27 protein-coding genes and 1 tRNA gene are annotated in these 26,352 nt (G+C 69.4%); 12 read left to right on the top strand and 16 right to left on the bottom strand.

The window, feature by feature from the left end; all coding sequences use genetic code 11:
* Positions 1-5: 5 nt before the first annotated feature.
* The 11 genes from lipB to LRA98_RS07055 all read right to left on the bottom strand — a co-directional run bounded on the left by lipB (position 6) and on the right by LRA98_RS07055 (position 10,700).
* Positions 6-659: a lipoyl(octanoyl) transferase LipB gene (gene lipB, locus LRA98_RS07105; RefSeq protein WP_201169804.1), complete on the bottom strand. Its 654-nt coding sequence runs from the start codon at positions 657-659 to the stop codon at positions 6-8.
* A gap of 12 nt (positions 660-671) precedes the next feature.
* Positions 672-938 (bottom strand): YbeD family protein, encoded by a 267-nt coding sequence (locus LRA98_RS07100; RefSeq protein ID WP_201169802.1) that lies wholly within the window; start codon positions 936-938, stop codon positions 672-674.
* The gene (locus LRA98_RS07095) at positions 935-1,801 is read right to left on the bottom strand and encodes a D-amino acid aminotransferase (protein ID WP_238633317.1); all 867 of its coding nucleotides are present in this window, start codon (positions 1,799-1,801) and stop codon (positions 935-937) included. The genes LRA98_RS07100 and LRA98_RS07095 overlap by 4 nt, the downstream gene beginning before the upstream one ends.
* A 3-nt stretch (positions 1,802-1,804) precedes the next feature.
* Positions 1,805-2,983, bottom strand: a complete 1,179-nt coding sequence (locus LRA98_RS07090; RefSeq protein WP_201242975.1) for a D-alanyl-D-alanine carboxypeptidase family protein — start codon at positions 2,981-2,983, stop codon at positions 1,805-1,807.
* A 74-nt stretch (positions 2,984-3,057) separates the two neighbouring features.
* Positions 3,058-4,110 carry a septal ring lytic transglycosylase RlpA family protein gene (locus LRA98_RS07085; RefSeq protein WP_201169796.1) on the bottom strand — a complete coding sequence of 351 codons (1,053 nt, stop codon included), beginning with the start codon at positions 4,108-4,110 and terminating at the stop codon, positions 3,058-3,060.
* Complete coding sequence (gene mltB / locus LRA98_RS07080; protein ID WP_238633318.1) at positions 4,107-5,093, bottom strand: lytic murein transglycosylase B; 987 nt, start codon at positions 5,091-5,093, stop codon at positions 4,107-4,109. Before mltB ends, LRA98_RS07085 begins: the two co-directional genes overlap by 4 nt.
* A gap of 16 nt (positions 5,094-5,109) precedes the next feature.
* Positions 5,110-6,240 (bottom strand): rod shape-determining protein RodA, encoded by a 1,131-nt coding sequence (gene rodA / locus LRA98_RS07075; RefSeq protein WP_238633319.1) that lies wholly within the window; start codon positions 6,238-6,240, stop codon positions 5,110-5,112.
* Positions 6,237-8,162 (bottom strand): penicillin-binding protein 2, encoded by a 1,926-nt coding sequence (gene mrdA / locus LRA98_RS07070; RefSeq protein WP_238633320.1) that lies wholly within the window; start codon positions 8,160-8,162, stop codon positions 6,237-6,239. The genes rodA and mrdA overlap by 4 nt, the downstream gene beginning before the upstream one ends.
* A 33-nt stretch (positions 8,163-8,195) precedes the next feature.
* Positions 8,196-8,687 (bottom strand): rod shape-determining protein MreD, encoded by a 492-nt coding sequence (gene mreD, locus LRA98_RS07065; protein ID WP_201241904.1) that lies wholly within the window; start codon positions 8,685-8,687, stop codon positions 8,196-8,198.
* Entirely contained in the window at positions 8,684-9,571 is an 888-nt protein-coding gene (gene mreC / locus LRA98_RS07060; protein ID WP_201169837.1) for a rod shape-determining protein MreC, read from the bottom strand. The genes mreD and mreC overlap by 4 nt, the downstream gene beginning before the upstream one ends.
* An 85-nt stretch (positions 9,572-9,656) precedes the next feature.
* Positions 9,657-10,700 carry a rod shape-determining protein gene (locus LRA98_RS07055; RefSeq protein WP_201169784.1) on the bottom strand — a complete coding sequence of 348 codons (1,044 nt, stop codon included), beginning with the start codon at positions 10,698-10,700 and terminating at the stop codon, positions 9,657-9,659.
* 119 nt (positions 10,701-10,819) lie between these two features.
* Here LRA98_RS07055 and gatC point away from each other — a divergent pair, with 119 nt between their 5' ends.
* The 4 genes from gatC (at position 10,820) to hslO (ending at position 14,985) form a co-directional block, all read left to right on the top strand.
* Positions 10,820-11,107 (top strand): Asp-tRNA(Asn)/Glu-tRNA(Gln) amidotransferase subunit GatC, encoded by a 288-nt coding sequence (gene gatC, locus LRA98_RS07050; protein ID WP_201169782.1) that lies wholly within the window; start codon positions 10,820-10,822, stop codon positions 11,105-11,107.
* Between the two features lie 16 nt (positions 11,108-11,123).
* Positions 11,124-12,578 (top strand): Asp-tRNA(Asn)/Glu-tRNA(Gln) amidotransferase subunit GatA, encoded by a 1,455-nt coding sequence (gene gatA / locus LRA98_RS07045; RefSeq protein WP_201169780.1) that lies wholly within the window; start codon positions 11,124-11,126, stop codon positions 12,576-12,578.
* Between the two features lie 80 nt (positions 12,579-12,658).
* Positions 12,659-14,098: an Asp-tRNA(Asn)/Glu-tRNA(Gln) amidotransferase subunit GatB gene (gene gatB / locus LRA98_RS07040; RefSeq protein WP_201169779.1), complete on the top strand. Its 1,440-nt coding sequence runs from the start codon at positions 12,659-12,661 to the stop codon at positions 14,096-14,098.
* Positions 14,095-14,985, top strand: coding sequence for an Hsp33 family molecular chaperone HslO (gene hslO, locus LRA98_RS07035; protein WP_201241903.1), 891 nt, complete (start codon positions 14,095-14,097; stop codon positions 14,983-14,985). The genes gatB and hslO overlap by 4 nt, the downstream gene beginning before the upstream one ends.
* Positions 14,986-14,992: 7 nt before the next feature.
* On the opposite strand, the gene LRA98_RS07030 is transcribed toward hslO, so the two are convergent.
* Genes LRA98_RS07030 through LRA98_RS07020 form a run of 3 tightly spaced genes read right to left on the bottom strand, consistent with a single transcriptional unit; the run spans position 14,993 to position 16,865 of the window.
* Positions 14,993-15,736, bottom strand: coding sequence for a HesA/MoeB/ThiF family protein (locus LRA98_RS07030; RefSeq protein ID WP_238633322.1), 744 nt, complete (start codon positions 15,734-15,736; stop codon positions 14,993-14,995).
* On the bottom strand, positions 15,733-16,578 hold the full coding sequence (prmC, locus tag LRA98_RS07025; RefSeq protein WP_201169775.1) for a peptide chain release factor N(5)-glutamine methyltransferase: 846 nt from the start codon (positions 16,576-16,578) through the stop codon (positions 15,733-15,735). Before prmC ends, LRA98_RS07030 begins: the two co-directional genes overlap by 4 nt.
* A gap of 26 nt (positions 16,579-16,604) precedes the next feature.
* Entirely contained in the window at positions 16,605-16,865 is a 261-nt protein-coding gene (locus tag LRA98_RS07020) for a Trm112 family protein (protein WP_201169773.1), read from the bottom strand.
* 89 nt (positions 16,866-16,954) lie between these two features.
* Between LRA98_RS07020 and clpX the strand changes: the two genes are divergently transcribed.
* The 3 genes from clpX (at position 16,955) to dksA (ending at position 19,924) form a co-directional block, all read left to right on the top strand.
* A complete protein-coding gene (gene clpX / locus LRA98_RS07015; protein WP_201169771.1) occupies positions 16,955-18,214 on the top strand; it encodes an ATP-dependent Clp protease ATP-binding subunit ClpX in 1,260 nt (419 codons plus the stop codon).
* 89 nt (positions 18,215-18,303) lie between these two features.
* Positions 18,304-19,380 (top strand): 3-deoxy-7-phosphoheptulonate synthase, encoded by a 1,077-nt coding sequence (locus LRA98_RS07010; RefSeq protein ID WP_201169768.1) that lies wholly within the window; start codon positions 18,304-18,306, stop codon positions 19,378-19,380.
* A 109-nt stretch (positions 19,381-19,489) separates the two neighbouring features.
* Positions 19,490-19,924 carry an RNA polymerase-binding protein DksA gene (gene dksA, locus LRA98_RS07005; protein WP_201169766.1) on the top strand — a complete coding sequence of 145 codons (435 nt, stop codon included), beginning with the start codon at positions 19,490-19,492 and terminating at the stop codon, positions 19,922-19,924.
* 24 nt (positions 19,925-19,948) lie between these two features.
* Here dksA and prfA read toward each other — a convergent pair whose 3' ends face one another.
* Together prfA and hemA are read right to left on the bottom strand one after the other, a co-directional pair.
* Positions 19,949-21,040: a peptide chain release factor 1 gene (gene prfA / locus LRA98_RS07000; RefSeq protein WP_201169764.1), complete on the bottom strand. Its 1,092-nt coding sequence runs from the start codon at positions 21,038-21,040 to the stop codon at positions 19,949-19,951.
* Entirely contained in the window at positions 20,961-22,310 is a 1,350-nt protein-coding gene (gene hemA, locus LRA98_RS06995) for a glutamyl-tRNA reductase (protein ID WP_201169763.1), read from the bottom strand. Before hemA ends, prfA begins: the two co-directional genes overlap by 80 nt.
* A gap of 100 nt (positions 22,311-22,410) precedes the next feature.
* On the opposite strand from hemA, the gene LRA98_RS06990 reads away from it, so the two are divergent.
* The 5 genes from LRA98_RS06990 (at position 22,411) to LRA98_RS06970 (ending at position 26,345) form a co-directional block, all read left to right on the top strand.
* Complete coding sequence (locus tag LRA98_RS06990) at positions 22,411-23,802, top strand: tetratricopeptide repeat protein (protein ID WP_201169762.1); 1,392 nt, start codon at positions 22,411-22,413, stop codon at positions 23,800-23,802.
* Positions 23,792-24,403 (top strand): lipoprotein insertase outer membrane protein LolB, encoded by a 612-nt coding sequence (gene lolB / locus LRA98_RS06985; protein WP_238633323.1) that lies wholly within the window; start codon positions 23,792-23,794, stop codon positions 24,401-24,403. The genes LRA98_RS06990 and lolB overlap by 11 nt, the downstream gene beginning before the upstream one ends.
* A complete protein-coding gene (ispE, locus tag LRA98_RS06980) occupies positions 24,396-25,262 on the top strand; it encodes a 4-(cytidine 5'-diphospho)-2-C-methyl-D-erythritol kinase (RefSeq protein ID WP_201169760.1) in 867 nt (288 codons plus the stop codon). Before lolB ends, ispE begins: the two co-directional genes overlap by 8 nt.
* Before the next feature lie 12 nt (positions 25,263-25,274).
* A tRNA-Gln gene (locus LRA98_RS06975) sits at positions 25,275-25,349 on the top strand.
* Positions 25,350-25,406: 57 nt separating this feature from the next.
* Entirely contained in the window at positions 25,407-26,345 is a 939-nt protein-coding gene (locus LRA98_RS06970) for a ribose-phosphate diphosphokinase (protein ID WP_201169835.1), read from the top strand.
* Positions 26,346-26,352: the final 7 nt, after the last annotated feature.

Below are 26,352 nucleotides of genomic sequence, written 5' to 3'. Positions count from 1 at the left end.
TATCCTCAGGCGGGCTCTTGGCGGGGTTCGCGGGAGGCGGCGTCGATGGCCTGCAGCAGATAGATGCCCAGTTCCACCTCGAGCCGGTCCAGCGACGTGGTGATGCCCAGGTCACGCAGCCGCGTCGTGGGCAGACCGGCATGGCCGCAGGGGTTGATGCGCTGGAAGGGGTTTAGGTCGTTGCTGACGTTCAGCGACAGCCCGTGATAGCTGCAGCCCCGGCGGACCCGGATCCCCAGCGCGGCTACCTTAGCCCCCTCCACGTAGACCCCCGGGGCGTCCTCACGGCGGCCTGAGGGGACCCCGTAGGCGGCGAGCAGCGAGATGACCGCCTGCTCCAGGGCGTGGACCAGGGTGCGTACCCCCAGGTTCCAGCGCCGCAGGTCGAGTAGGGGGTAGGCAACCAGTTGCCCCGGACCGTGCCAGGTGACCTGGCCGCCGCGGTCGGTGCGCACCACCGGCGTCTCGCCGGCATCGAGGATGTGCTCCGCGCGGCCCGCCTGGCCCAGGGTGTAGACCGGCGGGTGCTGGAGCAGCCAGAGCTCATCGGCCGTCGCGGCGCTGCGCTCGTCGGTGAAGGTGCGCATGGCGGACCAGGTGGCCTCGTAAGGCTGCTCACCCAGGTAGCGGGTATGGATGTGTTCGAGGGCGCAGGGCAAAAGGGCGGCCTCCTAGAGGGTCACCATGATGGCGTCATCGGCATTGAGCTCGCGGTAGAGCCCCTCGAGCTGGTCGCGGCTGTGGGCCTCGATGGTCACCGTTACCGACACATAGCGGCCGGTGCGGCTGCCGGTGGTGCGCACCTCGAGGATCGTAGCGTGGCCGGCGGCGATGCGCTCGACGCGCGTGGCCAGGTCGGCGCCCGCGTGTCCCATGGCCTTGACCCCGATCCGGCAGGGGAACTCCAGGGGCGTATTGTCGGCGTTGAATTCGCTCATGGCTGCCTCCCGCGGGCGGTTGCCTCACGCAGTCGGGTGAACCAGCCCCGCATGGCCGCGAACACCGGCCCGGGGCTGCCGTTGCCCACCGGGTCTCCGTCGATGCGCAGCACCGGGGCGACCTCCTTGGTGGCGCTCGACAGCCAGACTTCGTCCGCCGACCGCAGTTCGTCCAGGCCGATCGGGCGACACCGAAAGGGTAGCCCGTGCTGCTCGGCCAGCTCGAGGATTACTTCCCGCGTGATCCCGGGGAGCAGGCCGGGGTGAAGCGCCGGTGTCGCCAGCTCGCCGTCGCGGACGAGGAAGACCGTGCTCGCCGCACCCTCGGTGATCTGTCCATCGCGGTGCAGGATGGCCTCGTCGGCGCCGGCGGCGATGGCCTCCTGGCGCAGCAGCACATTGGGCAGTAGGGCTACCGCCTTGATGTCGCAGCGGGCCCAGCGCAGGTCCTCGCGCAGGGTGGCGTGCAGCCCGTCGGCAAAGGCACCGGCCGCCGGCAGCGGTGAGCTCATGACAAAGACGGTCGGCTCGCTGCGCCCGGGGAACTCGTGGGTGCGCCGCTCGGGGCAGCCCCGGGTGACCTGGAGGTAGAGCGACTGATCGCCGCCGCCGTTAGCCCGGCAGACGTGCTCGAAGACCTCCGTCCAGCCCCTTGGGGAGAGCGGATCGGCCAAGTCGATGGCCGCCAGTGAGTTGGCCAGCCGCCGCAGGTGCGCATCGAGCCGGAAGGGCACGCCACCGTAGCAGGGGATCACCTCGTAGACCCCGTCGCCGAAAAGAAAGCCGCGATCCAGGGGCGAGATCCGCGCCGAGGCGAGCGCCATCAGCTCGCCGTTGAGGTAGCAGGTCGCCGGATTGCCCATCGGCTACTCGAACTGCAGCCAGACCTGGTCGATCATGCGGCGCCAGAGGCCCCCCTCTTCGACGTCCTCCATGGCGATCAGCGGCTCCTCGTGGATCACGCTGCCGGCAAGCTCGATCTTCAGCGTGCCAATCTCCGTGCCAGCCGCCACCGGGGCGCGGATCTGGCCGTCGACGCTTACCGAGGCGGTGAGGTTGTCGTACTCTTGGCGGGGGATGGTCACGTAGAGATCGTCCGGGATGCCCAGGGCCACGGAGTCGACCTCGCCCATCCAGGCGCGCGCCTCGGTCAGCTGCTCGCCGGCGCTGTAGAGGCGGTGGGTCTCGAAGAAGCGGAAGCCGTAGTTGAGTAGCTGCAGGCTCTGCTGGGCCCGCGCATCCTCGCTTTCGGTACCGAGGACCACGGAGATCAGGCGCATGCCCCCGCGCTCGGCGGAGGTGACCAGGTTGTAGCCGGCGGAGCTGGTGTAGCCGGTCTTCAGCCCGTCGACGGTCTCGTCGCGCCAGAGCAGGCGGTTGCGGTTGTGCTGGTTGATCCCCGCGTACTCGAAGGAGCGCTGCGAGTACCAGTCGTAGAACTCGGGGAAGTCGTCGATCATGGCCCGGGCCAGGCGCGCCGTGTCCCTGGCCGTGGTGCGCATCTGCTCATGGGGCATGCCCGTGGCGTTGGTGTAACGGGTGTTCTCCATGCCCAGGCGGCTGGCGTACTGGTTCATGACCTGGGCGAAGGTGTCCTCGTCCCCGGCCACGTGCTCGGCCAGCGCCACGGCGGCGTCGTTGCCGGATTGCACGATCAGCCCCTGCAGCAGCTCGGCCACGGTGACTTCGTTGCCGACCTCCAGGAACATCCGCGATCCGCTGGAGCGCCAGGCGTTCTCGCTGACGGTAACCTTGTCCTCGAGTCCGATGTGCCCGTCAGCGAGCTCCTCGAAGACCACGTAGGCGGTCATGATCTTGGCCAGACTGGCCGGCTCCCAGCTCTCCTCGGGGTCGCGGTGGGCGAGGATGTAGCCGCTGTGCATGTCGACGAGCAGGTGGCTCGGTGCGCCGATGCTCGGCGGCGATGGCGTGGGGACCGATTCGACGATGGGCGTACCCCAGCGGTCGTCGGCGGTGGCAATGGGAAGGAGCCCGGCGGTCAGCAGGGCGGGGACGAGCAGTCGTAGGAGGGTTCGTCTCATCATCGGAATGGCGGCGGTCTCGACGGATGGCACAACGAGCTCTCATTGTAACGCGTTTGCGGGTGGGGGCGGGGGGGTTACGGGGTGATGCGGTAGTGATCGATCCCCGCCTCCTCCAGGGTCCGTTCTAGGCGGTCCACGTCGGCGAGGTTCTCCAGCGGCCCCAGGCGAACGCGGTGCAGCGGCCCCTCGGCCCCATCGATCTCCTCGACGGCCACTTCGGCTTCCGGGTCCAGTTCGCGAATCCGGGTCCGCATTCGCTCGGCGTTCTCGCGCTGGCCGAACACGCCGGTCTGCAGATGGATGGCGATCGGCTGGATCGCCCCGGCCTCGTCCAGCAGGCGGTCGGCGGTGCGCACCTGGACCGTTGCCGGGATGCCGGCGGAGGCGGGCGTGTCGCCGGAGTCGTTTTCGTCCTCGCGCTCCTCCCGTGCAGTGATCAGCTCCTCGATGGGATCGGGCTCGCGTTCATCGTCGACGCCGAAGGTCTCCACCGCCGGCGCATCGCCGACCTCGGCATCCGTGTTGTCGGCCTTGTCCCGCGGCGGATCGTCCGGGGTCACCACGCGGATCTTCACCGGGGCCGTGCCTTGATCGGCCACGTCCAGGCGCACCGCGGCGGCATAAGACAGATCCAGGATGCGCTCGTCGGGGTCGACGAAGGGGCCCCGGTCGTTGACCTTGACCACCGCCCGGCGGTCGTTTTCCAGGTTGGTGACCTCCACCCAAGTGGGCAGCGGAAGCTCGCGGTGGGCGGCGGTCATGGCGTACATGTCGTAGGGGGTGCCGCTGGAGGTGCGCCGGCCGTGGAACTTGGTCCCGTACCAGGAGGCGCGCCCGCGCTGGGTGAAGCCCTCGGCCTCTTCCCGGCTCATGGTGTGGTAGGTCTCGCCGAAGACCTCGTACTGGTCGGGATTGCCGTAGCGGCTCGGCGGCACGTCCTGCGGTACGGCGTCGGGCAGGCGGGCGAGTTCCTCGGGGTCGCGATCCGAGGGCCCGTCGGTGGCAACCCGTTCGGCCGGGTCCTCATCCGGACGGGGCGGTGGCAGGTCGCGCTCCGGGGCGGCGCAGCCGGCGATCAGTGCTACGCCGCTGGCCGTAGTGAGCAGCACCGTGGCAAGCGGCCTCACTCGGGTTGCCCCCCGGCAATGGCCTCGGCCAGCTGGTAGACGGCCATGGCGTAGAGGGCGCTGTGGTTGTAACGGGTCAGGACGTAGAAGTTCTGCAGCGTCAGCCACAGCTGCGGGCCGCTTTCGCCCTCGAGTTCGATGAGCGCCGCCGGGGTGTCGCCGTCGAGCGACTCCGGCACCTCGACCCCCAGCGCCTCCAGCTCGGCGACGGTCTTTCGGGCGGGCACGGGGCGGTTGGTGTCGGCCAGCGCCTGCTGCCAGTCTGCGCCCTCGGCCTCCACCCGGCGGGCTACCGGCGCGCCGGGCTCCCAGCCGTGCCGGGCCAGGTAGTGGGCGGCGCTGCCGGCGGCATCCGCCGGGTTGTCGATCAGGTCGCGGCGCCCGTCGCCGTCCTGATCCACGGCGTAGGCGCGGTAGCTCGACGGGATGAACTGCGCCTTACCCAGGGCGCCGGCGTAGGAGCCGGTGGGCTCCGTGGGGTCCCACTCGTTCTCGTGGCTGAGCAGTAGGTAGGCCTCCAGCTCGTCCCGGAAGAAGCCGGCACGCGGGTGGTCGGAGAAGCCCAGCGTGCTCAGGGCGTCGAGGACCCGGTGGTCGCCGCGGCGTTGGCCGTAGTAGCTCTCCACGCCGAGGATGGCCAGGATCACCGGCTCGGGCACGCCGTGCTCGTCGCTGACCTCGGCAAGCATTCGGCGGTGCTCGGATCCGTAGTCGCGGCCGGCAGCAATGCGCTCTTCGGTGAGGAAGATCCCGCGGTACTCGTGCCAGGGGAGTCCTTCGGCCGGGGCGGCGATGCGCTCGAGCACCCGCTCATCGTGCTCGGCGGCGGCGAGCACCGCGCGCAGGTGCTCGGCGTCCAGGTCGTGGCGCTCGGCCACTTGATCGGCGAAACGCTCGCGCTCGGTGGTGGTGGCGGTGGCAGTGCCGAGCAGCGCACTGGCGCACAGCAGTGCCACGGTGGCGTGACGGAGGCGTTGGTTCATGACCGGCTGCAGGCCCTCACGACCAGAGACGACGGTGGGTGTGAATGGCCATGAGAATACCGAAAGCCGCCATGATGGTCACCAGTGACGAGCCGCCGTAGCTGACCAGCGGCAACGGCAGACCGACCACAGGCAGCAGCCCCGAGACCATCCCGGCGTTGACCAGTACGTAGATAAAGAACGTCAGCGAGATGCTGCCGGCGAGCAGGCGGCTGAAGTTGTCCTGAGCGCGGGCGGCGATGTAGAGGCCGCGGCCGACGATGATCAGATAGACGGCGAGCAGCTGCGCCACGCCCATCAGGCCGAACTCCTCGGCCACCACCGCCAGCACGAAGTCGGTGTGGCGTTCAGGAATGAACTCCAGGTGCGCCTGGGAGCCGTTGAGCCAGCCCTTGCCGAACAGCCCGCCGGAGCCGATGGCGATCTTCGACTGGATGATGTGGTAGCCCGCGCCGAGGGGGTCGTTCTCGGGGTTGAGGAAGGTCAGTACCCGGGCGCGCTGGTAGTCGTGCATGACGAAGAACCACAGCAGCGGTGCCGCGGCGCCGGCTCCGGCGACGCCGCCCAGGATCCACCGCCACCCCAGGCCGGCCAGGAAGAGGATGAAGAAGCCTGAGGCCGCCACCAGCACGGCGGTGCCCAGGTCCGGCTGGACGGCGATCATCCCGACCGGCGCGGCGATCAGCACCAGCGCCAGCATCACGCGCCGCGGGCGGGGCGGGATGTCGTGATCGGCCAGCAGCCAGGCGAGCATCAGCGGCAGGGCCAGTTTCATCAGCTCGGCCGGCTGGAAGCGCATGAAGCCGAGGTCGATCCAGCGCTGCGCCCCCTGACCGATGACGCCCATGACCATCACCGCGGCCAGCAGCGCCATGCCCACGCCGAAGACCCAAGGTGCCCAGCGGCGCAGGGTGCGCGGCGGAATCTGCGCGCAGGCGAATAGCGCCAGGAAGCCGAAGGAGACGCGGATGACCTGGTTCCGGGTCTGGTCCCAGTCCTCGCCGAAGGCGCTGTATAGGACTGCCACGCCGAAGGCGGCGACAGCGGCCAACGCGGTCAGCAGCACCCCGTCGAGGTGTAGTCGCGACTGCAGGAACGAGAGCCGGACACCGACCCCCTGGCTGCCGGGCAGGGCGCTTGTGCTCATGGCATCAGCTCCATCGGGGCCTCTTCCTCGTCCTCGACCTCGCTCTCGTCGATGCGGCCGGCCTCCAGGTCCTCGAGGAAGGCGTAATCTTCGGTCAGCCAGACATCGGTAACGGCGCGGGCCACCGGGGCCGCTGCGGCACCGCCGCCGCCCTCGGCGTTCTCGACCACCACGACCACGGCGATCTCCGGATCCTCCGCTGGCGCGAAACCGATGAACAGGGCGTGACTGCGCAGATGCTCGGGGATCTCCTCCTCGTCGTCGTCCTCGCGGCTCTCGGTGACCTGCGCGGTACCGGTCTTGCCGGCCAGGCTGTAGTCCAGATCGTCGCCGATCAGCCGCGCCGTGCCGCGGGGGTGCTCGACGGCGGCTCGCATGGCCTCGGTAGTGAGCTCCCAGTGCTCCGGGTCGTTCAGCTCGATGCGTTCCTGGGGGGTGCTGGCGGCGGTTCGCGACTCGTGTCCCGCTTCGCCATCGCGGATCGTCTGGACCAGGCGCGGTTCGACGATGCGTCCCTGGTTCGCCAGGATGGCGGTGGCCCGGGCCAGCTGCATGGGCGTGGTGCTGAAGTAGCCCAGGCCGATGCCGGTAATCACGGTCTCGCCGTGGTACCAGCCGCCGCCCAGGGCACGGCGCTTCCAGTCGCGGTTGGGGAGGATCCCGCTGCGTTCGCCGGAGGTGTCCACCCGGGTCGGCGTGCCGAAGCCGAACGGCTCGAGGAACGCGGACATCCGATCGATCCCGAGGCGGAAGGCGGTGTCGTAGAAGAAGACGTTGCACGACTCGGCCACCGCCCGGACAAAGTCGGTATCCCCGTGCCCCCAGTCCCGCCAGCAGCGGAACGGTTCGTCGCGGCCCTCCACGTGATAGCTGCCGTCGCAGTGGATCTCGGTATCCGGGCGGATGACGTCATGTTCCAGGGCGGCCAGGCCGACGAAGGGCTTGATGGTGGAGGCCGGCGGATAGAGCCCGCGGATCGGGCGGTTGATCAGCGGTTGCCAGCCAGTGTCCTCCAGCTCCTGGAAGCGCTCCCGGCTCATGCCGCGGACGAACTTGTTGGGGTCGTAGTGCGGACGGCTGGCCATGGCCAGGATGTCGCCGCTGTCCGGGTCCAGGGCCACCACCGCCCCGCGCTGATCGCCCAGGGCGCGCTCTGCGGCGTCCTGCAGATCGATGTCTAGGGTCAGGATGAGGTCGTCGCCGGATCGCGGCGGGTGGCGGTCGAGGGTGCGTAGCACGCGGCCGGCGGCGTTGGTCTCCACACGCTCGACGCCCACCTCACCGTGGAGGACCTGTTCGTAGGCGTGCTCGATCCCGCTCTTACCGATGTGATTGGTCCCGCGGTAGGCAGTGCGGTCGATGCGGCGCAGGTCCCGGGCGGTGATGCGCCCGACGTAGCCCACGGCGTGACTCCCGGTCTGGCCCTGCGGGTAGTGGCGTACCAGCCGGGCATCCACCTCCAGGCCGGGGAAGCGGTGGCGGTGGACGGCGAGCTTGGCCACTTCCTCCTCGTCCAGTCGGGTGCGCAGCGGCAGGGCCTCGAAGTGACGGGAGTTGTTCAGGCGGTTGAGGAAGCGCTCGCGCTGGGCCTCAGTGATCTCGATGATCTCGCCGACCTCGTCGAGCATGGTGTCGATGTCCGGGACGCGCTCCGGGGTCGCCACCAGCTGGTAAGAGGGGCGGTTTTCCGCAAGGATGGCGCCATTGCGATCGAGGATCTGGCCGCGACTCGGCGGGATCGCGTTGACCTTGATGCGGTTCTCCTGGGAGAGGGTGGCGTAGTGATGGTGATCGACCACCTGCAGGCGCACCATCTGGGTCATCAGCCCGGCGACCACGAGGATGCACAACACGCCGGCCACCACGATCCGTCGCCGGATCCTGGAGGCGTCCTGTTGCTGATCGCGAATGGAAAGGCTCACCAGCTACCTCATTGCCCGCCGTTCCCGCCGGTGTCACTGCACCTGGAAGCGGCGCCGCACCCCCCTCATGATGTGAAAGACCATCGGCCAGATGGCAGCGCCAACCAGGATCGCAGCCCACGCCTGCCAGTCCGGTGCCGGCCGTCCGATGATGCCGTTGATCCAGAGGATCACCAACTGCGCCACCAGCAGCAGCCCGAGCACGACCAGCGCCTGCTGCCAGACCGGCACCAGGCGCAGGTGCTGGTGCAGCCGCAGCGCCAGGAAGGCGATCAGGGCGAAGGCCAGGGCGTGCTGCCCGAGCAGGGTCCCGAGCAGGGCGTCCTGGAACAGCCCGGCCAGCCACCCGACGCCGACGCCCACGCGCTCGGGCAACGCCAGGCTCCAGTAGAGCAGGATCAGCGCCGTCCACTCCGGGCGGAACTCCTGCGCCCAGCCCGGCATGGGTACGATGGTCAGCATCAGGGCGATGATGAAGCTGAGCAGGATCACCCCGCCCCCATTGCGTGGCCGATGACCCGTCAAGACTCGTCCTCGCTCTTGTCGTCGGCGGCCCCGGCGTCGTCCTCGGCGCCGGGCGTATCCGGGTCGTCGGCCACGGAGACCAGCAGCAGCTTGCGGCTGCGGTCGAGTTCCGCGGCCGGCCGGGCGGTCACCCGCGCGAAGGGCTCGCCGGCCTCCACCTCCACCGAGGTGACCTCGGCGACCGGGTAGCCGCGTGGGAAGGCGCCGCCAAGCCCGGAGGCGGTGAGCAGATCACCCTCGCGGATGTCGGCGTTGCCCGGCACGTTGGCCAGCTCCAGTCGCTGCGGGTCGCCGCTGCCCAGAGCCACGGTGCGCAGCCCGTTGCGATGGTTCTCCACCGGGATGGCGTGGCTTGGGTCGGAGATCAGCCGCACGCTGGCCGAGCGGGGTCCGACCCGGTCCACCTGGCCCATGACCCCGTTGGCATCCAGGACCGGCTGGCCGACGAACACCCCCTGACTGGCACCGCGGTCGATCTCGACCAGGTGGGTGTGGGGGTCGAGCTCGACGCGCATCAGCTCGGCGATGGCCACCTCGGTCTCGAGCCGTTCCGAGGAGCCGAGCAGCTCGCGCAGGCGCTCGTTCTCCCGCTCCAGGGCCTGCATGCGCTGGAGCCGCTCCTGGTACGCCAGGTGCCGGTCGCGCAGCTGGCGGTTTTCCTCCATGATCTGATGGCGTGTGGCCAGCCGCTCGGAGACCCGTTCCGCGATGGAGAAGGGGGCGTCGACGACGAACCGCAGCGGATACACCACCCCGGAGACGGTCTCGCGGACCGGCTCGACGAGGTGCTCGCGGTGGTCCAGGCTCATGAGCAGGATCGAGACCGTGGCCAGCAGCACCAGGCGCACGGTGGCCGACGGACCCTGTGTGAATAACGGCTTAATGGTTCACCGAGCCTCGCAGCGTCAGCTTGCGGAGCCTGCCAGTCTAACGCAGGCCCCACCCGGGTTTGCAGCTGCGGTGGTTCGTCTATTCGCTGACGAACAGATCGGCGCCCCGTTCGTCCATGAGCTCCAGGGCCCGGCCACCGCCACGGGCGACACAGGTCAGCGGCTCGTCGGCGACGACCACCGGCAGCCCGGTCTCCTCCATGATCAGCCGGTCGAGGTTGCGCAGCAGCGCACCGCCGCCAGTGATCACGATACCGCGCTCGGCCACGTCGGCGCCGAGTTCCGGCGGCGTCTGTTCCAGAGCGGTCTTGAGCGCCGAGACGATCCCGGACAGCGGCTCCTGGAGCGCCTCGAGGATCTCATTGGAGTTCAGGGTGAAGCTGCGCGGCACGCCCTGCGCCAGGTTGCGGCCGCGGACCTCGATCTCGTTGACCTCGGTATCGGGGAAAGCGGTACCGATCTCCTGTTTGATGCGCTCGGCGGTGGCTTCTCCGATGAGGATCCCGTAGTTGCGACGGACGTAGTTGACGATGGCTTCGTCGAAGCGATCGCCGCCGAGGCGGACCGAGGCGGAGTAGACGATGCCGTTGAGCGAGAGCACCGCGACCTCCGAGGTGCCTCCGCCGACATCGAGCACCATCGAGCCGCTGGCCTCGTCGACGGGCATATTGGCGCCGATGGCCGCCGCCATCGGTTCCTCGATCAGGTGCACCTCGCGGGCCCCGGCGCCGGCCGCCGACTCGCGGATGGCGCGCCGCTCGACCTGGGTCGAGCCGCACGGCACGCAGACGAGCACCCGCGGGCTGGGCTTGAAGAAGCGGGCCTCATGCACTTTCTTGATAAAGTGCTGGAGCATCTTCTCGGTCACCGTGAAGTCGGCGATGACGCCGTCCTTCAGGGGGCGGATGGCGCGGATCGTCCCCGGGGTGCGGCCGAGCATGCGCTTGGCCTCGGCGCCCACTGCGGCGATGCGCTTGCTGCCGCCGTCGCGATCCTGCTGGATGGCGACCACCGACGGCTCGCTCAGGACGATGCCCTGACCGCGCAGGTAGATCAGCGTGTTGGCCGTGCCAAGATCGATGGATAGATCGTTGGAGAAGAGTCCGCGGATACCCTTAAACATGCCCAGCGTTCCTAAGGTCGAAGGTGGCTCAATCTAGCAGTGCCCCGGGGTTTGGGCAAGCTCGGGGCTATGGTAGGTTTTACGGTTGCTATCGCGCCAGTTATGGGGAGAAAGGCTCTATGGCCATCGAGGCAGATGAGGTGCAGCAGATCGCGCACCTGGCCCGCATCCGGATCGACGACGGGGCGGTTTCCGGGTACGCCCGCGACCTGACGGGGATCCTGGAGTTCGTCGAGCAGATGGCAAGCGTCGATACCGAGGGCGTCGAGCCTATGGCCCACCCTTGGGATGCCACGCAGCGCCTGCGCCCGGACGAGGTCACCGAGCCCAACCTGCGCGATCACTATCAGTCCGGGGCGCCAGCCGTCGAGGCCGGCCTGTACCTCGTCCCCCGCGTCGTCGAGTAACGGAAGCCGAACACCCATGCACCAGAAGACCGTTGCCGAGATCTCCGCGGCGTTGCACGCCGGAGAAGTCTCCAGCCGTGAACTCACCGATGCCCTGCTCAAGCGCATCGAGACGTACGACCCCGGGCTCAACAGCCTGATCACCGTCACCGCCGAGCAGGCCCGAGCTGCCGCGGACGCCGCCGACGCCCGGCTGCGCGCCGGCGAGGCCGGGCCACTGACCGGCGTGCCGCTGGTCCACAAGGACATCTTCTGTACCGACGGGGTGGCGACCACCTGCGGCTCGCGCATGCTTGAGCCGTTTCGTGCGCCGTACGACGCCACCGTGGTGCGGCGTCTGGCCGAGGCCGGCGTGGTCATGCTCGGCAAAGCCAACATGGACGAGTTCGCCATGGGGTCGTCCAACGAGACCAGCTACTTCGGTCCGGTGCGCAACCCCTGGGACCTGGACGCGGTCCCCGGCGGCTCCTCCGGCGGCTCGGCCGCCGCTGTGGCGGCGCGCCTGGCCCCGGCTGCCACGGGGACCGACACCGGCGGCTCGATCCGGCAGCCGGCGGCACTCTCCGGGATCTGCGGACTCAAGCCCACCTACGGCCGCGTTTCGCGCTACGGCATGGTGGCCTTCGCCTCCAGCCTCGATCAGGCCGGGCCGTTCGCACGCACTGCCGAGGACCTGGCGCTGCTGCTTGGTCCGATGGCCGGCCTGGACGAGCGCGACTCGACCAGCGTCGACCATGTGGTGCCCGACTACAGCGAGTCGCTCAACCGCTCAATCAAGGGGCTGCGCATCGGCGTACCGCGGGAGTTCTTCGGCGAGGGGCTCGATCCCGACGTCCGCTCCCGGGTCGAGGCCTCCCTGCAGGTGCTTGAGGGCGAGGGCGCCGAACTCGTCGAGGTGCAGCTGCCCAACATGGAGCTGGCCCTGCCGGCCTACTACGTCATCGCGCCGGCCGAGGCCTCGTCCAACCTGGCGCGCTTTGACGGCGTGCGTTTCGGCCACCGTTGCGCTGACCCGCAGGATCTGGAGGATCTCTACAAGCGCAGCCGTGCCGAGGGCTTCGGCGATGAGGTCCAGCGCCGCATTCTGGTTGGCACCTACGCGCTGTCCGCCGGCTATTACGACGCCTATTACCGCAAGGCGCAGCAGATCCGCCGCCTGGTGGCGGACGACTTCCGCCAGGCGCTGGAGCAGGTCGACGTGCTGGCCGGCCCCACCTCGCCGACCCCGGCCTTCGATCTGGGCGAGCGCGCCGATGACCCGGTGCAGATGTATCTCTCCGACATCTACACCCTCGGGGTGAACCTCGCCGGCCTGCCCGGCCTGTCGGTCCCCGCCGGCTTCTCGCGCGGCCGGCCCGTGGGGCTGCAGCTGATCGGCGGCTACTTCGACGAAGCCCGGCTGCTGAACGTCGGGCACAAGTACCAACAGGTTACGGACTGGCACAAGCAGGTCCCTGAAGGGTTCGAGTAGATGCGGGGCGACCCCGGATACCCTGGAACCAACGCCCGCGTCCGCTCGACGCGCCCAAAGCCTACGGAGCGACCGCACCCATGAAGTGGGAAACCGTCATCGGTCTCGAGATCCACGCGCAGCTCGCGACCCGCACCAAGATCTTCTCCGGCGCGCCGACCGCCTACGGCGCCGAGCCGAACACCCAGGCCTGTCCGGTGGACCTCGGCATGCCCGGGGTGCTGCCAGTGCTCAACCGCGAGGTGGTGCGCATGGCCATCAAGTTCGGCCTGGCCGTCGGGGCGCGCATCGCGCCGCGGTCGGTCTTTGCGCGCAAGAACTACTTCTACCCCGATCTGCCCAAGGGTTATCAGATCTCGCAGTACGACCTGCCCATCGTCGAGGGTGGTCAGCTGGACATCGAACTCGAGGACGGCGTCGGCAAGCGCATCGGCATCACCCGTGCCCACCTCGAGGAGGATGCCGGCAAGTCCCTGCATGAGGATTTCCACGGCATGACCGGGGTGGATCTCAACCGCGCGGGGACGCCGCTGATGGAGATCGTCTCGGAACCGGATCTGCGCTCGCCGGCCGAGGCCGCCGCCTACATGAAGAAGCTCCACGCCCTGGTGCGCTACCTGGAGATCTGCGACGGCAACATGCAGGAAGGTTCCTTCCGCTGCGACGCCAACGTCTCGGTGCGTCCGGCCGGGCAGCAAGCCTTCGGCACCCGCGCCGAACTCAAGAACCTCAACTCCTTCCGCTTCGTCGAGCGGGCCCTCGAGTACGAAGTCGAGCGGCAGATCGATCTGCTCGAGTCCGGCGGTGAAGTCGTCCAGGAAACCCGCCTCTACGACGTCGACAAGGGCGTCACCCGCTCCATGCGCACCAAGGAGGAGGCCAACGACTACCGCTACTTCCCGGAGCCGGACCTGCTCCCCGTGGAGGTGGACTCGGCGCTGGTCGAAGAGGTGCGCGAGACCCTGCCCGAACTGCCGGACGAGAAGCGCCGGCGCTTCGAGGAGGAGTACGGCCTGCCGGCCTACGACGCCGGCGTGCTGACCGCCACCCGGGACATGGCCGATTACTTCGAGCACGCGGTCAGCGAGTCCGGCGGCTTCGCCAAGCGCACTGCCAACCTGCTGATGAGCGAGCTGCTCGCCTACCTCAACAAGGATGGTCGGGAGATCGGCGACTCGCCGGTCACCCCGGAGATGCTCGGCAAGCTGGTGGCCCGGGTCGAGGACGAGACCCTCTCGAGCCGTGGCGCCAAGGATGTCTTCGAGGCCATGTGGGCCGGCGAGGGCGAGCCGGACGAGGTGATCGAGAGTAAGGGCCTCAAGCAGGTCACCGACACCTCGGCCATCGAGGCCCTAGTCGACGAGGCCATCGCCAACAACCCGAAGCAGCTCGAGCAGTACCGTGCGGGCAAGGAGAAGCTCTTCGGCTTCTTCGTCGGGCAGGTCATGAAGGCCTCCGGCGGTAAGGCCAACCCGCAGCAGGTCAACGAGCTACTCAAGAGAAAGCTGGACGGATCGTGAGCGACGCCAGTCAACGCTTCATCTTCGAGAACGCGGACGTACGCGGCGAGATCGTGCAGCTGGATCAGGTGTTCGCCGCCGTTCGTGAGCACCACGACTACCCGCCGGCGGTGGCGCGTCTACTCGGCGAAGCCATGGCTGCGGCGGCGCTGATGTGTGCCACCATCCGCTCCGACGGTGTGCTCAGCCTCCAGGTCGAGGGGGGCGAGGGCGCGGCGGTGTCCATGCTGCTGGCCCAGGTGGACGCCTCCGACGGGACCCTCCGCGGAACCGCCCGTTACGAGGGCGAACCCGCCCGCGGCGGCCTCGCCGAGCTGTGCGCCGGCGGCCGCCTGGCCATCACCATCGAGCCGGAGGAGGGACAGCGCTATCAGGGCGTAGTCGGCATCGATGACGGCGGTCTGGCGGCCACGCTGGAAGCCTACTTCCGGGATTCCGAGCAGCTGCCCACCCGCTTGCACCTGGCCTGCGATGGCCGGCGGGCCGGTGGGCTGCTGCTCCAGCGGCTGCCCGCCAGTGGCGGCACGCAGCCCACCGAGGCGGATCCCGACGCCTGGGATCGCATCGGCTACCTGGCCGAGACGCTGACCGATCGCGAGCTGCTCGAGCGGCCGGCGCACGATGTCCTGCACCGGCTTTTCCATCAGGAGACCGTGCGCGTCTTCGAGCCGCGCACGCTCGCCTTCCGGTGTCGCTGCTCGGCCGGCCGCATCGCCTCCATCCTCCGCGGTCTCGGCCGCGAGGAGGTCGAGCAGGTGCTCGCCGAGGAGGGTGTGGTCGAGGTGCGCTGCCAGTTCTGCGGCGCCACCTACAGCTACGACCGGGTCGATGTGGCGCAGGTGCTCAGCGACGCCAACGCTGCCCCGGGCAGCGATAGCTACCACTGACTGGGGTCTACGCCGCGTCGGCGCAGACCGGGCAGTGGGGGTCGGCGTTCACGGTCAGTGTGCGCAGGCGCATGCGCAGGGCGTCGATCAGCAGCAGGCGGCCGAAGAGGGGGTCGCCGGCGCCGGAGAGGATCTTGATCGCCTCCACCGCCTCGAGGGTCCCTGCCACGCCGGGCAGGGGGCCGAGCACCCCGCTTTCGCTGCAGGTCAGCTGCGGCTCATCCCCTTCGGCGTAGATGCAGCGGTAGCAGGGACGTCCGCCGGGGCGGAAGGCGGCGACCTGCAACTCCCAACGGATGACCGCGGCACTGACCAGCGGCCGCTGTGCCGCCACGCAGGCGGCGTTGAGGGCGAAGCGGGTGGCGAAGTTGTCGGTGGCGTCGATGATCACGTCGGCAGCGGCCACCTCAGCGCTCAGGCGCCCGCCCTCGAGGTGCTCCTGCAGCGGCGAGAGGGTGATCTCCGGGTTGCGAGCGGCGACGGCCCGCGCCGCTGAGGTCGCTTTGGGCTGACCGATGGCGTCGTGGCGGTGGGCGATCTGGCGCTGCAGGTTGGAAAGGTCCACGGTGTCGTCATCGGCGATGCGCAGTTCGCCCACCCCGGCGGCCCCGAGGTAGAGGGCCAGCGGCGAGCCCAGCCCGCCGGCGCCCACGATCAGCGCCCGGCTGCCGGCCAGGCGCTGCTGCCCGGCAATATCGAGCTCCGGCAGCATGATCTGCCGGCTGTAGCGCAGCAGCTGCTCGTCGTTCACGGTCGTCTCCCCAGCGTCAGTCGCTCGAGTCCGGCCAGGTCGCGCTCGGTGCGCACCTGTTCCAGCCCGGCGGCGGCGAACAGCCCGCGCACGGCCTCGCCCTGGGCAGCGCCGTGCTCGAGCATCAGCCAGCCGCCCCGGGCCAGCTCTCCGGCAGCCGGTGCAAGCAGGCTGCGGATAGCTGCCAGCCCGTCGCAGCCGGCGGCCAGCGCCTCGCGCGGCTCGTGCCCGAGGCCGCCGTTGGTCCACTCCGGAGCGGTGGTCTCGACGTAAGGTGGGTTGCTGGCGATGACCTGGAAGGGGCCGGCCGGCACCCCCTCGTCCCAGTCACCGGCGATCAGCTCCACGCTCGTCAGTCCTAGGCGTTGCCGGTTCTCCCGCGCCACGGCCAGGGCAGCCTCGCTGCGCTCGGTGGCGGTGATCCGGGCGTCGGGGCGTTCGCTGGCCACCGCCAGGGCGACGGCGCCGCTGCCGGTGCCCAGTTCGAGCAGGCTGCCCCCGGCGGGCAGGCAAGCCAGGGCCTGCTCGACCAGGTGTTCGGTCTCGGGGCGGGGCACAAGGACTGCCGGGGTCACCGTCAGCGACAGGTCGCGGAACTCGCAGCGGCGCAGCAGGTAGGCCGCGGGCTCACCGGCGGCCCGACGGGTGAGCAGGTTACGGTAGGCGTCGATGGTCGCGGTGGGGACCGGGCGCTCGGGGAAGGCGAACAGGTGGCTGCGGCCGACACCGAGGACCTCGGCGAGAAGCAGCTCGGCATCAAGCCGCGCCGACGCGCTCGACGCCCGCAGCGCATCGATGCCCTCGCGCAGCGCCTGGCCGATGCTCCGCCCTGCCTCGCTCACCGGCCCTCCCGCAGGGGTCTCGCCGCTCAGCCGCGCCCGGCGGTGGCGCCCGGGATGCTGCGCTCTTCGAGCATCACCGGGATGCCGTCATCCACCCGGTAGATACGGCTGCCGTTGTCGGTGATCAGGCCCTCGTCCAGTGGCGCGTCCACCACCGTGTCGTCCAGGTAGCGGGCCTGCCCCTCGGCGATGTGGCGATTGAGCGCCTCCAGCTCCTGCGCCGAGAGCGGCTGCAGGGGGCGCTTGGTGATCGGGCAGCAGAGGATGTCGAGTAGTTTGCGATCCATGGACGGGAGTATACCACTCTCAAGGTTCCTGCTGGCCTGCCGTTGGAACAGGGTGAGGCCTATGGCAAACGAGCAGCGGGGAGAGTGCAATGCCGGGATGGTGTGGCGATGTGTCCGGTGCCTGGCTCGAGGCCCCCGAGAGCATCCCGGGTGTGCCAGAGGAGACCGAGCGGCGCTGTTCCTTCTGCGGGCACGATGAGCAGGTCGCCGGGCCGCTGATCGGCGGCGAGGCGGCGTTTATCTGCGAGCACTGCATCGCCAGCTGCAACGAAGCGCTGGAGGCCGATCGCGAGCGCCGGCAGCAGCGGATCCTCGCCTCCCTGCCGGTGCCCCGGTCGCTGCGCCGCTATCTGGATCACTACGTCGTCGGTCAGGAGCAGGCCAAGAAGGTCCTCTCGGTCGCCGTCTACAACCACTACAAACGCCTGGTCGCTGCCGCCCGCGGCGAGTCGGTGCAGCTGGGCAAGAGCAACATCCTGCTTGTCGGCCCCAGCGGCACCGGCAAGAGCCACCTGGCCGAGTGCCTGGCGCGCTGCGTCGAGGTCCCCTTCGTGAGCGTTGACGCTACCACGCTGACCGCCTCCGGCTACGCCGGCGAGGATGTCGAAGCGGTGATCGGGCGGCTGCTCGCGGCCTGTGACGCCGATCCGGAGCGGGCTGCGCGGGGCATTGTCTACATCGACGAGATCGACAAGCTCGCCGCCCGGGGTGGGGTCGAAGGCGGACCCGATTTGGCCGGCGAGGGGGCGCAGCAGGCGTTGCTCAAGCTGCTCGAAGGGCGCCGGGTGACGGTCTCCAGCGCCGGGTGCCAGGGCAGCCCGGTTACCGTCGATACCGGCCAGATCCTGTTCATCTGCGGCGGCGCCTTCGAGGGCCTGGAGGCCCTCGCCGCCGAGCGCCCGGGTGCGGGTTTCACCGCTGCCGCCACTGGCCCGGCGGCGCCCATGGCCCATCGCGCCGCTGCGCTGCAGCGTTTCGGCCTGGTCCCCGAGCTGGTTGGTCGCCTGCCGGTGGTCGAGTGCCTGCAGCCGCTATCCACCGAGCACTTAATCCGTATCCTGACCGAGCCGCGCAACGCCCTAATCCGTCAATACCAGCTCCTGTTCGCCCGCGACGGCTGTGAGCTCGAGATCACCGCCGACGGCCTTGAGGCGGTGGCGCGGCGGGCGCAGGCGCGGGGCACCGGGGCCCGCGCCCTGCGTGCAGTGCTCGAGGAGGTGCTCCTCGAGCCGATGTTCTCCGTCCCCGCTGCCGGCGGCGAGGTGGTGCGGCTGGTCATCGACGCCGCCGCCGTGCACGGCGGTTCGCCCGGCTACTACTGGCGGGCCGCGGTGCGGCACGCGGTCTAAAGCTCCTTGATGGTCTGAGTCAAGCGCGATTACTATTGATCGGCTAGCCATTCACCACCCGCCGGCGGGCGGGGCGACTCGAGACCGACATGCAAGAGAGCGATAACGTCAACGACGTCAACGTAGCCAACGGTGAGCGTCTTCCGACTCCGGCTGAGATCAAGGCCGAGGTCCCGCTGACGGATGCCGCCCGGCAGACCGTGCTGGAGGGGCGTCAGGCCCTGCGGGATATCCTCGATGGCAAGGATCAGCGCGTGTTCGCCGTGGTCGGGCCGTGCTCCATCCACGACCCCGAGGCGGCGCTCGACTATGCGCGGCGGCTCAAGGCGCTGCACGATGAGCTCAGCGACCACATCTACGTGGTCATGCGGGTGTATTTCGAGAAGCCGCGTACCACCACGGGCTGGAAGGGCCTGATCAACGATCCGGATATGGACGACTCGTTCCGGATTGACAAGGGTCTGCGCATGGGGCGCGAGCTGCTGCGCGAGATCGCCGCCATGGGGTTGCCCACGGCCACCGAGGCCCTCGACCCCTACGCGCCGCAGTATTACGGCGATCTGGTCTCTTGGACCGCCATCGGCGCCCGCACCACGGAGTCCCAGACCCACCGCGAGCTGGCCAGCGGCCTCTCCACTCCGGTGGGGTTCAAGAACGCCACCGACGGCAGCCAGACGGTGGCGATCAACGCCCTGCAATCGGCAGCGTCGCCCCACAGCTTCCTGGGCATCGATCAGGAGGGGCGCATCACGGTCATCCGGACGCGCGGCAACCAGTACGGCCATGTCGTGCTGCGCGGCGGCTCGCAGCCGAACTACGACTCGGTGAGCATCCGCCTTTGCGAGCAGGCTCTGGAGAAGGCCGGCATGCCGCAGCGCGTGGTGGTCGACTGCAGCCACTCCAATTCCAACAAGGACCCGGCGCTGCAGTCGATGGTCCTCGAGGATGTCATCCGTCAGATCCGCGAGGGCAACCGCTCCATCGTCGGGGTGATGCTCGAGAGCAATATCGGATGGGGCAGCCAGAAGCTCGGTGCCGACCCGGGCACGCTGGACTACGGGGTGTCCATCACCGATGCTTGCATCGACTGGGAGACCACCGAACAGGTCCTCCGGGAGGCCGCAGGGCAGCTGCGCGGCAGCCTGCGCGAGCGCGCACTGCTGTAGTTGACTCTGCGCAAATGCTGATGTATTTCTCTCGGGCTAGTGCTCTGGCGAGCACAGCCCGAGCGCTTCGCTGAGGGCGGCGAGGGCCGCAAAGGGAGGAGGACGCGGTATGGCTCCGACGAGACACGCGATGCCGGTCAAGGGCTTTGAGCCGTATCAGGCCGGCGAGACCGAAGAGTACATGAGCGACGAGCAGCTGGAGCACTTCCGACAGCTGCTTCTGGCGTGGAAGCGCGAACTCCAGGAGGAGGTGGAGCGCACCGTTCACCACATGCGCGACGACGCCAACAACCACGCCGACCCGTCGGACCGGGCGACCCAGGAGGAAGAGTTTGCCCTGGAGCTGCGGGCCCGGGACCGGGAGCGCAAGCTGATCCGCAAGATCGATCAGGCGCTGGAGAGCATCCGCACGGGCGACTACGGCTACTGCGAGCAGTGCGGGGTCGAGATCGGCCTGCGTCGGCTTGAGGCGCGCCCGACAGCGACCATGTGCATCGACTGCAAGTCGCTGGAGGAGATCCGCGAGCGCCAGCGCGTGGCCTAGATCACGCGCTGCGCCGCGGTTTCATCAGCCGGAGTCCTCGGCGATCTCGGCGAGGGCTTCGGCCTGGTGCTCCTGGATCAGTCCATCCAGGAGTTCATCCATCCCCCCTTCCATGATCTGCTCGATCTTGTAGAGCGTCAGCCCGATGCGGTGGTCCGTCACCCGGCCCTGCGGGAAATTGTAGGTCCGGATCCGCTCTGAGCGATCCCCCGACCCCACCGCCAGGCGGCGCTGTTCGCTGCGCTCCGACTGCTGCCGGGCCCGCTCCTGCTCGTTGAGGCGCGCCTGGAGCAGCGCCATCGCCTTGGCGCGGTTCTTGTTTTGCGAACGCTCGTCCTGGCACTCCACCACCAGCCCGGTGGGCAGGTGGGTGATGCGTACGGCCGAGTCGGTGGTGTTGACGTGCTGGCCGCCGGCGCCCGACGAGCGGAAGGTATCCACCCGCAGGTCGGCGGTGTTGATCTCGATGCCGCTGACCTCGTCAAGTTCGGGCAGGATGGCCACCGTGCACGCCGAGGTGTGGATCCGCCCCTGGGACTCGGTGGCTGGTACCCGCTGGACGCGGTGGGCGCCGGACTCGAACTTGAGGCGGGCGTAGACGCTTCGCCCGCTGACCCGGGCAATGACCTCGCGGTAGCCGCCATGCTCGCCCTCGCGGGCGGAGAGGATCTCGGTCTTCCAGCCCTGGCGCTCGGCGTAGCGCAGGTACATGCGCAGCAGGTCGCCGGCGAACAGCGCGGCTTCGTCGCCGCCGGTACCGGCGCGCACCTCGAGGAAGACGTTGCGCTGGTCGTCGGGGTCGGTGGGCACCAGATGCCGTTGTAGCCGGCCCTCGAGTTCCTCGAGCCGATGGCGCGCCTCGTCGGCCTCCTCCTCGGCCATGGCGCGGATCTCGGCGTCGCTGTCGTCGAGCATCGCCTCCGCGTTGGCGACCGCATCGGCCGCCTCGCGGTAGGCGTTCAGGTCCTGGACGACGGGTTCCAGCCGGGCGTATTCGCGGGAAAGTTCGGCAAATTTCGACGGGTCGCCGACGACATCAGGATCCGCCAGCTGCGCGCCGATCTCCTCGTGCCGTTCCGCCATCCGCTCCAGCTTGTTGCGAATCGTCGCCTTCACTAGACCTCTCTACCAGCTGTTGGTCGATGGCCAGGGTCTCCAGTGCGTGCTGGATCCGCGTGCGGTCGCCGCTGGCGGCGGCGGCCCGCAGGCCAACGGTGGGGGCGTGGACCAGCCGCCGGGTGAGCGTGTGGGTCAACCACTCGATCACCTCAAAGGGGTCCTCGCCGCGGGAGAGCTGCCGCGCCGCCTGCGCTCGGGTGGCGCGGGCGTAGCTCTCGGCCCGGTTGCGGAACGAACGGATCGCCTCGCCGGCGTCGCGGGCGCGGCGCCACTCGAGATAGTGCCGGACCTGTTGCTCGACGATGGCCTCGGCCTGGGTCGCGGCGTCCTGGCGCGAGCGCATGTTCTCGGCCACTACCCCGCGCAGGTCGTCCACCGTGTAGAGGTAGACGTCGTCCATTTCGCCGGCCTCGGGCTCGATGTCCCGCGGTACCGCCAGGTCGAGCATGAACATCGGCTTGTGCCGGCGCGCGCGTACCGCCCGCTCGACCGTGCCCTTGCCGAGGATGGGTAATGAGCTGCCTGTCGAGGATACCACCACGTCGGCCTCGGGGAGACGGCGCGGCAGGTCGTTGAGGCTCATGGCCTCGCCGTCGTGGGCTTCGGCCAGTCGTTTGGCGCGCTCGACGTTGCGGTTGGCGACGAGCACCTGGCCAATCCCCTGCTGTGCCAGGTGGCGGGCGACCAGCTCGATGGTCTCGCCGGCGCCGACCAGCACCGCGGTGCGCTTGGGGAAGTCGTCGAAGATCTGCTTGGCCATGGTCACGGCGGCGAAGGCCACCGAGATCGGGTTGGAGCCGATGTCGGTGTCGGTGCGCACCTGCTTCGCCACCGAGAAGGCGTGCTGGAACAGGCGCTCGAGCACCGCGCCGAGGCAGCCGGCGCTGGCCGCCTTGTGGTAGGCGTCCTTGACCTGGCCGAGGATCTGCGGCTCGCCGAGGACGAGGGAGTCGAGCCCCGCCGAGACCCGCATCAGGTGGCGCATGGCCTCGGTACTGCGGCGAACGTAAAGGTGGGGCCGGACCTTGCGCAGATCCACCCGCTGGTGGCGGGTCAGCCAGCCAATGACCACCTCGGGGTCCGTATGCGGCAGCCGGATGTAGATCTCGGTGCGATTGCAGGTGGAGAGGATTGCCACCTCGTCGGCACCGGTCTCGCTGCGGGCGCTCTGCAGGGCGTCCCCGAGGGCCTCGGCGTTGAACGCCAGGCTCTCACGGACTGCTACTGGCGCACTATCGTGATTGAGTCCAATTGCAAATAATGGCATGAGACTGGCGTCATTAGGCTTCGTTAGGGCACCATCAGGCGTCAACCCGGATTATTACGAAATGCGGACGCTTCGGTAAAGCGTCTCGCCCACGGAAAAAATGCCCGATCCGACCGAATTCTCCAGGGGCGGCCGCTGTCCGGCGTTTCGCCGCCTGCGGCCTGGTGTCGCGCTGGCCGTCTGCGCCCTGGTCGTCGGGTGTGCCGGCCCCCAGCCCGATACCGATCCCCCCGCTGAAGCGCCGACGGCTGCCCTGGCCCCTGAGGCCGAGCCGTGGGAGCCCTCGCCACGGGATGAGGCCATCCGCCATGTGCTAGCTGCAGAGATCGCGGTGCGCCGGGATCGGCTGGACCAGGCCCTGAGCCACTACGCCCGGGCCATGGCAGTCAGCCGCGACGAGCGCGTGGCCGAACGAGCGGTGCAGCTGAGCTTTGTCCTCGAAGAGGAGGGCGTGGCCCGCGAGGCCGCCGAGCGCTGGCGGGAGCTTGCCCCGGAGCGGGTCGAGGCCCATCAGCTGCTCGGCCTGCTGGCCCTGCGCAGGGGTGACGAGACTGCCGCGCGCGAAGAGCTGGAGAAGACCATCGAGCGCTGGCCGGGGACAGCGGGACAGGCCTTCCTGCAGCTCGGCATGCTCCTCGGGCATGGGGCCGACGCCGAAGCGGCTGCACGCGTGCTGGCCGAGCTGGCCGAGGTCCACGCCGACGTGCCAGAGGCGCACCGGGTTCTGGCCGCGGCGGCGGAGCGGGCCGGCGATGACGACAAGGCGGTGGCGGCGGCCGCGCGGGCCTTCGAGCTCGCGCCAGCGGATCGCGAGGCCGGGGCGACCCTGCTGCGGGTTGCCTTCCAGGCCGGGCACGCCGGCGCCCTGGAGACCGACGACGCGCTGGCGCACCTGGAGCGGGTGCGCGAGACGCAGCCGGCGCTGACGTCGCGCACGGCGCTGCTGGAGGGGCACCTGCTGCGCGAGGCCGGACGACCGGAGGCAGCGCTGGGCGCGTACCAGCGCGGGCTGGAGGCGGACGGCGACGATCAGGACCTCTTATACGGGCGCGGGTTGGTGCGTGCGGAGACCGGGGATGTGGACGGCGCCGTGGAGGATCTGCGTCGGGTCCTCGAGGCAGATCCGGGCGACGCCCACGCCCAGAACGCCCTGGGCTACACCCTGGTCGATGCCGAGCGCGATCTGGCCGAGGCCCGCGAGCTGATCGAGCGCGCGCTGGAGCAGGAGCCGGACAACGCCGCCTTCCTCGACAGCAAGGGCTGGCTGCTCTACCGAGAGGGAGATCCGGAGGCCGCGCTGGACTATCTGCGCCGCGCCTTCGAGAAGGAGCCCCACGGCGAGATCGGTGCCCACCTGGGCGAGGTGCTCTGGGAGCTCGGCGAGCGAGAGCAGGCGCGCCAGGTTTGGCGCCGGGCGCTGGACGCCGAACGCGGCCGACGGGTTCTGGAGCGGACGTTGGAGGATTACGAGGTGGATCTGGATGACGAGTAGATGGGGGGCGTGGCTGCTTGCCGGGCTGCTGGCGGTCGGAGTGCTTTCGGGCTGCGCGCTGCTCGTCCCCGAGGACGAGCGGCAGGCGCATTACGAGGCGTTCCTGGAGGAGCGCGCCGAGCTGCGCGACTGGTCGGTGAGGGGGCGCGCCGCCCTGCGCGCCGACGGCGAGGCGGTCAGCCTCTCCCTGCGCTGGCAGCAGCGGGGCGAGTCCTACACCATCAACCTCTCCGGGCCCTTCGGGGCCGGTGCCGTGCGCATCGAAGGCCAGCCGGGTCAGGTGACCCTGCGCGACGGCGCCGGGCAGAGTGCCACGGCGCAGAGCCCGGAGGATCTGCTGGCCGCGCAGACCGGCCACCGGCTGCCGGTGACTGCACTGCGCGACTGGATCGTTGGCCGTCCGGCCGCGGATCTGGGGGTGGACGAGCTGAGTCTGGATCGCGCCGGTCGGCCGGACCGGCTGGAGCAGGCCGGCTGGGAGGTGGACTTCCAGGGCTGGACCGAAGTGGACGGTATGGACCTGCCCAGTCGCGTGGATCTACATAGTGGCTCGACGCAGATGCGGGTGGCGCTGTCGGGGTGGAGTCGCGGGGATGGCTGAGTGGAGCGTGTGGCCGGCGCCGGCCAAGATCAACCTCTTCCTTCACGTCCTCGGTCGGCGCGCCGACGGTTACCACGAGCTGCAGACGGCTTTCCAGCTGCTCGACTATGGCGACCGCATCTGGTTGCGCCCGCGCTCCGACGGGTACATCGTGCGTTGCAGCGATCTGCCCGGGGTCGCCCCGGAGGACGACCTGACCGTGCGCGCCGCTCACGCGCTGCAGGTGGCCACCGACTGCGGGTACGGCGCGGATATCCATGTGGACAAACGCCTGCCGGCCGGGGGCGGGGTTGGCGGCGGCTCCTCGGACGCCGCCACGGTGCTCGTAGCCCTCAACCACCTGTGGCGGGCCGGGCTGGGCGAGGAGGCGCTCGCGGGCCTGGGTCTGGCCCTCGGCGCCGATGTGCCGGTGTTCGTCCGTGGGCGCAGTGCCTGGGGGGAAGGCGTGGGCGAGCACCTGCGACCGATGCCCGCCGAGCCGGGGGGCAACCGCTGGTACCTGGTGGTCGATCCGGGGGCGAGCATCTCCACCGCCGAAGTCTTTGGCGCACCGGAATTGACACGCGATACGTCTCCGATCACAATAGCCGACCTTCGCGCCGGCGCCGTTCGCAACGACTGCGAGCCGGTGGTCCGGGGCCGCTGGGCGGCGGTGGCTGAAGCCCTCGAGTGGCTCGCCCGGCACGGCGACGCGCGAATGAGTGGCACCGGCAGCTGCTGTTTCGTCGGCTTCCAGGCCGAAGAGCCAGCGCAAGCTGCCCTAGAGCGCCTGCCCGGGAGGTGGTCCGGGTTCGTCGCTCGGGCCGTGGAACGGTCTCCGCTGCACACTGCGCTGGCGGCGGCGGCTCACCCCGGCTGACCTGTCAACAACTGGGGCGTAGCCAAGCGGTAAGGCACCGGTTTTTGGTACCGGGATTCGCAGGTTCGAATCCTGCCGCCCCAGCCATATCCGCTACACACCGAGTTGTAAGGTGGACGTCTAGCCGTGCAAGTAAACGGACCCATGATGGTCTTTGCGGGGAACTCCAACCCGCAACTGACGGAGGCCATTGCTGCCCATCTGAAGATCCGCCTCGGGCACGCGGTGGTCGGCCGTTTCAGCGACGACGAGATCATGGTGGAGGTCAACGAGCACGTCCGCGGCAAGGACGTCTTCGTCGTGCAGTCCACCTGTCAGCCGGCCAACGACAACCTCATGGAGTTGCTGGCGATCGTTGACGCGCTGCGCCGTTCCTCGGCCGCGCGCGTCACCGCGGTGATTCCGTACTTCGGCTACGCCCGGCAGGACCGGCGCCCGCGCTCTCAGCGCGTGCCCATCTCGGCCAAGCTGGTCGCGGACATGATGCAGGCTGCCGGCTACGACCGGGTGGTGACCGTGGATCTGCACGCCGATCAGATTCAGGGGTTCTTCAACATCCCCGTGGACAATGTCTACGCCTCGCCGATCCTGCTCGGTGACATCTGGCGTCAGCTCTACCCGCGCAAGGTGGTGGTCTCGCCGGATGTTGGCGGCGTGGTCCGGGCGCGGGCGGTGGCCAAGCGGCTCGACGATGCCGAGCTGGCCATCATCGACAAGCGCCGTCCACGGCCCAACGAGTCCTCGATCATGAACATCATCGGCGATGTGCAGGACAAGACCTGCATCATCGTCGACGACATCGTGGATACCGCCGGCACCCTTTGCCAGGCTGCCGGCGCCCTCAAGGAGCGGGGCGCACGCAAGGTGGTCGCGTACATCACCCACCCGGTGCTCTCGGGCAGCGCAGTGGATAAGATCGCGGCCTCCGAGCTCGACGAGCTGGTGGTCAGCGACAGCATCCCGCTCGGCGAGCAAGCGGCCGCGTGCCCGAAGATTCGACAACTGAGTATCGCGGAGATCCTCGCCGAGACGATGCGTCGGGTCAGCAACGACGAGTCGGTGAGCGAGCTCTTCGTGGAGTGATTCCCAA

The sequence above is a fragment of the Halorhodospira sp. M38 genome, assembly GCF_022227985.1.
GTDB classification, from domain to species: domain Bacteria; phylum Pseudomonadota; class Gammaproteobacteria; order Nitrococcales; family Halorhodospiraceae; genus Halorhodospira; species Halorhodospira halophila_A.
This window is presented reverse-complemented; position numbering and strand designations above follow the sequence as displayed.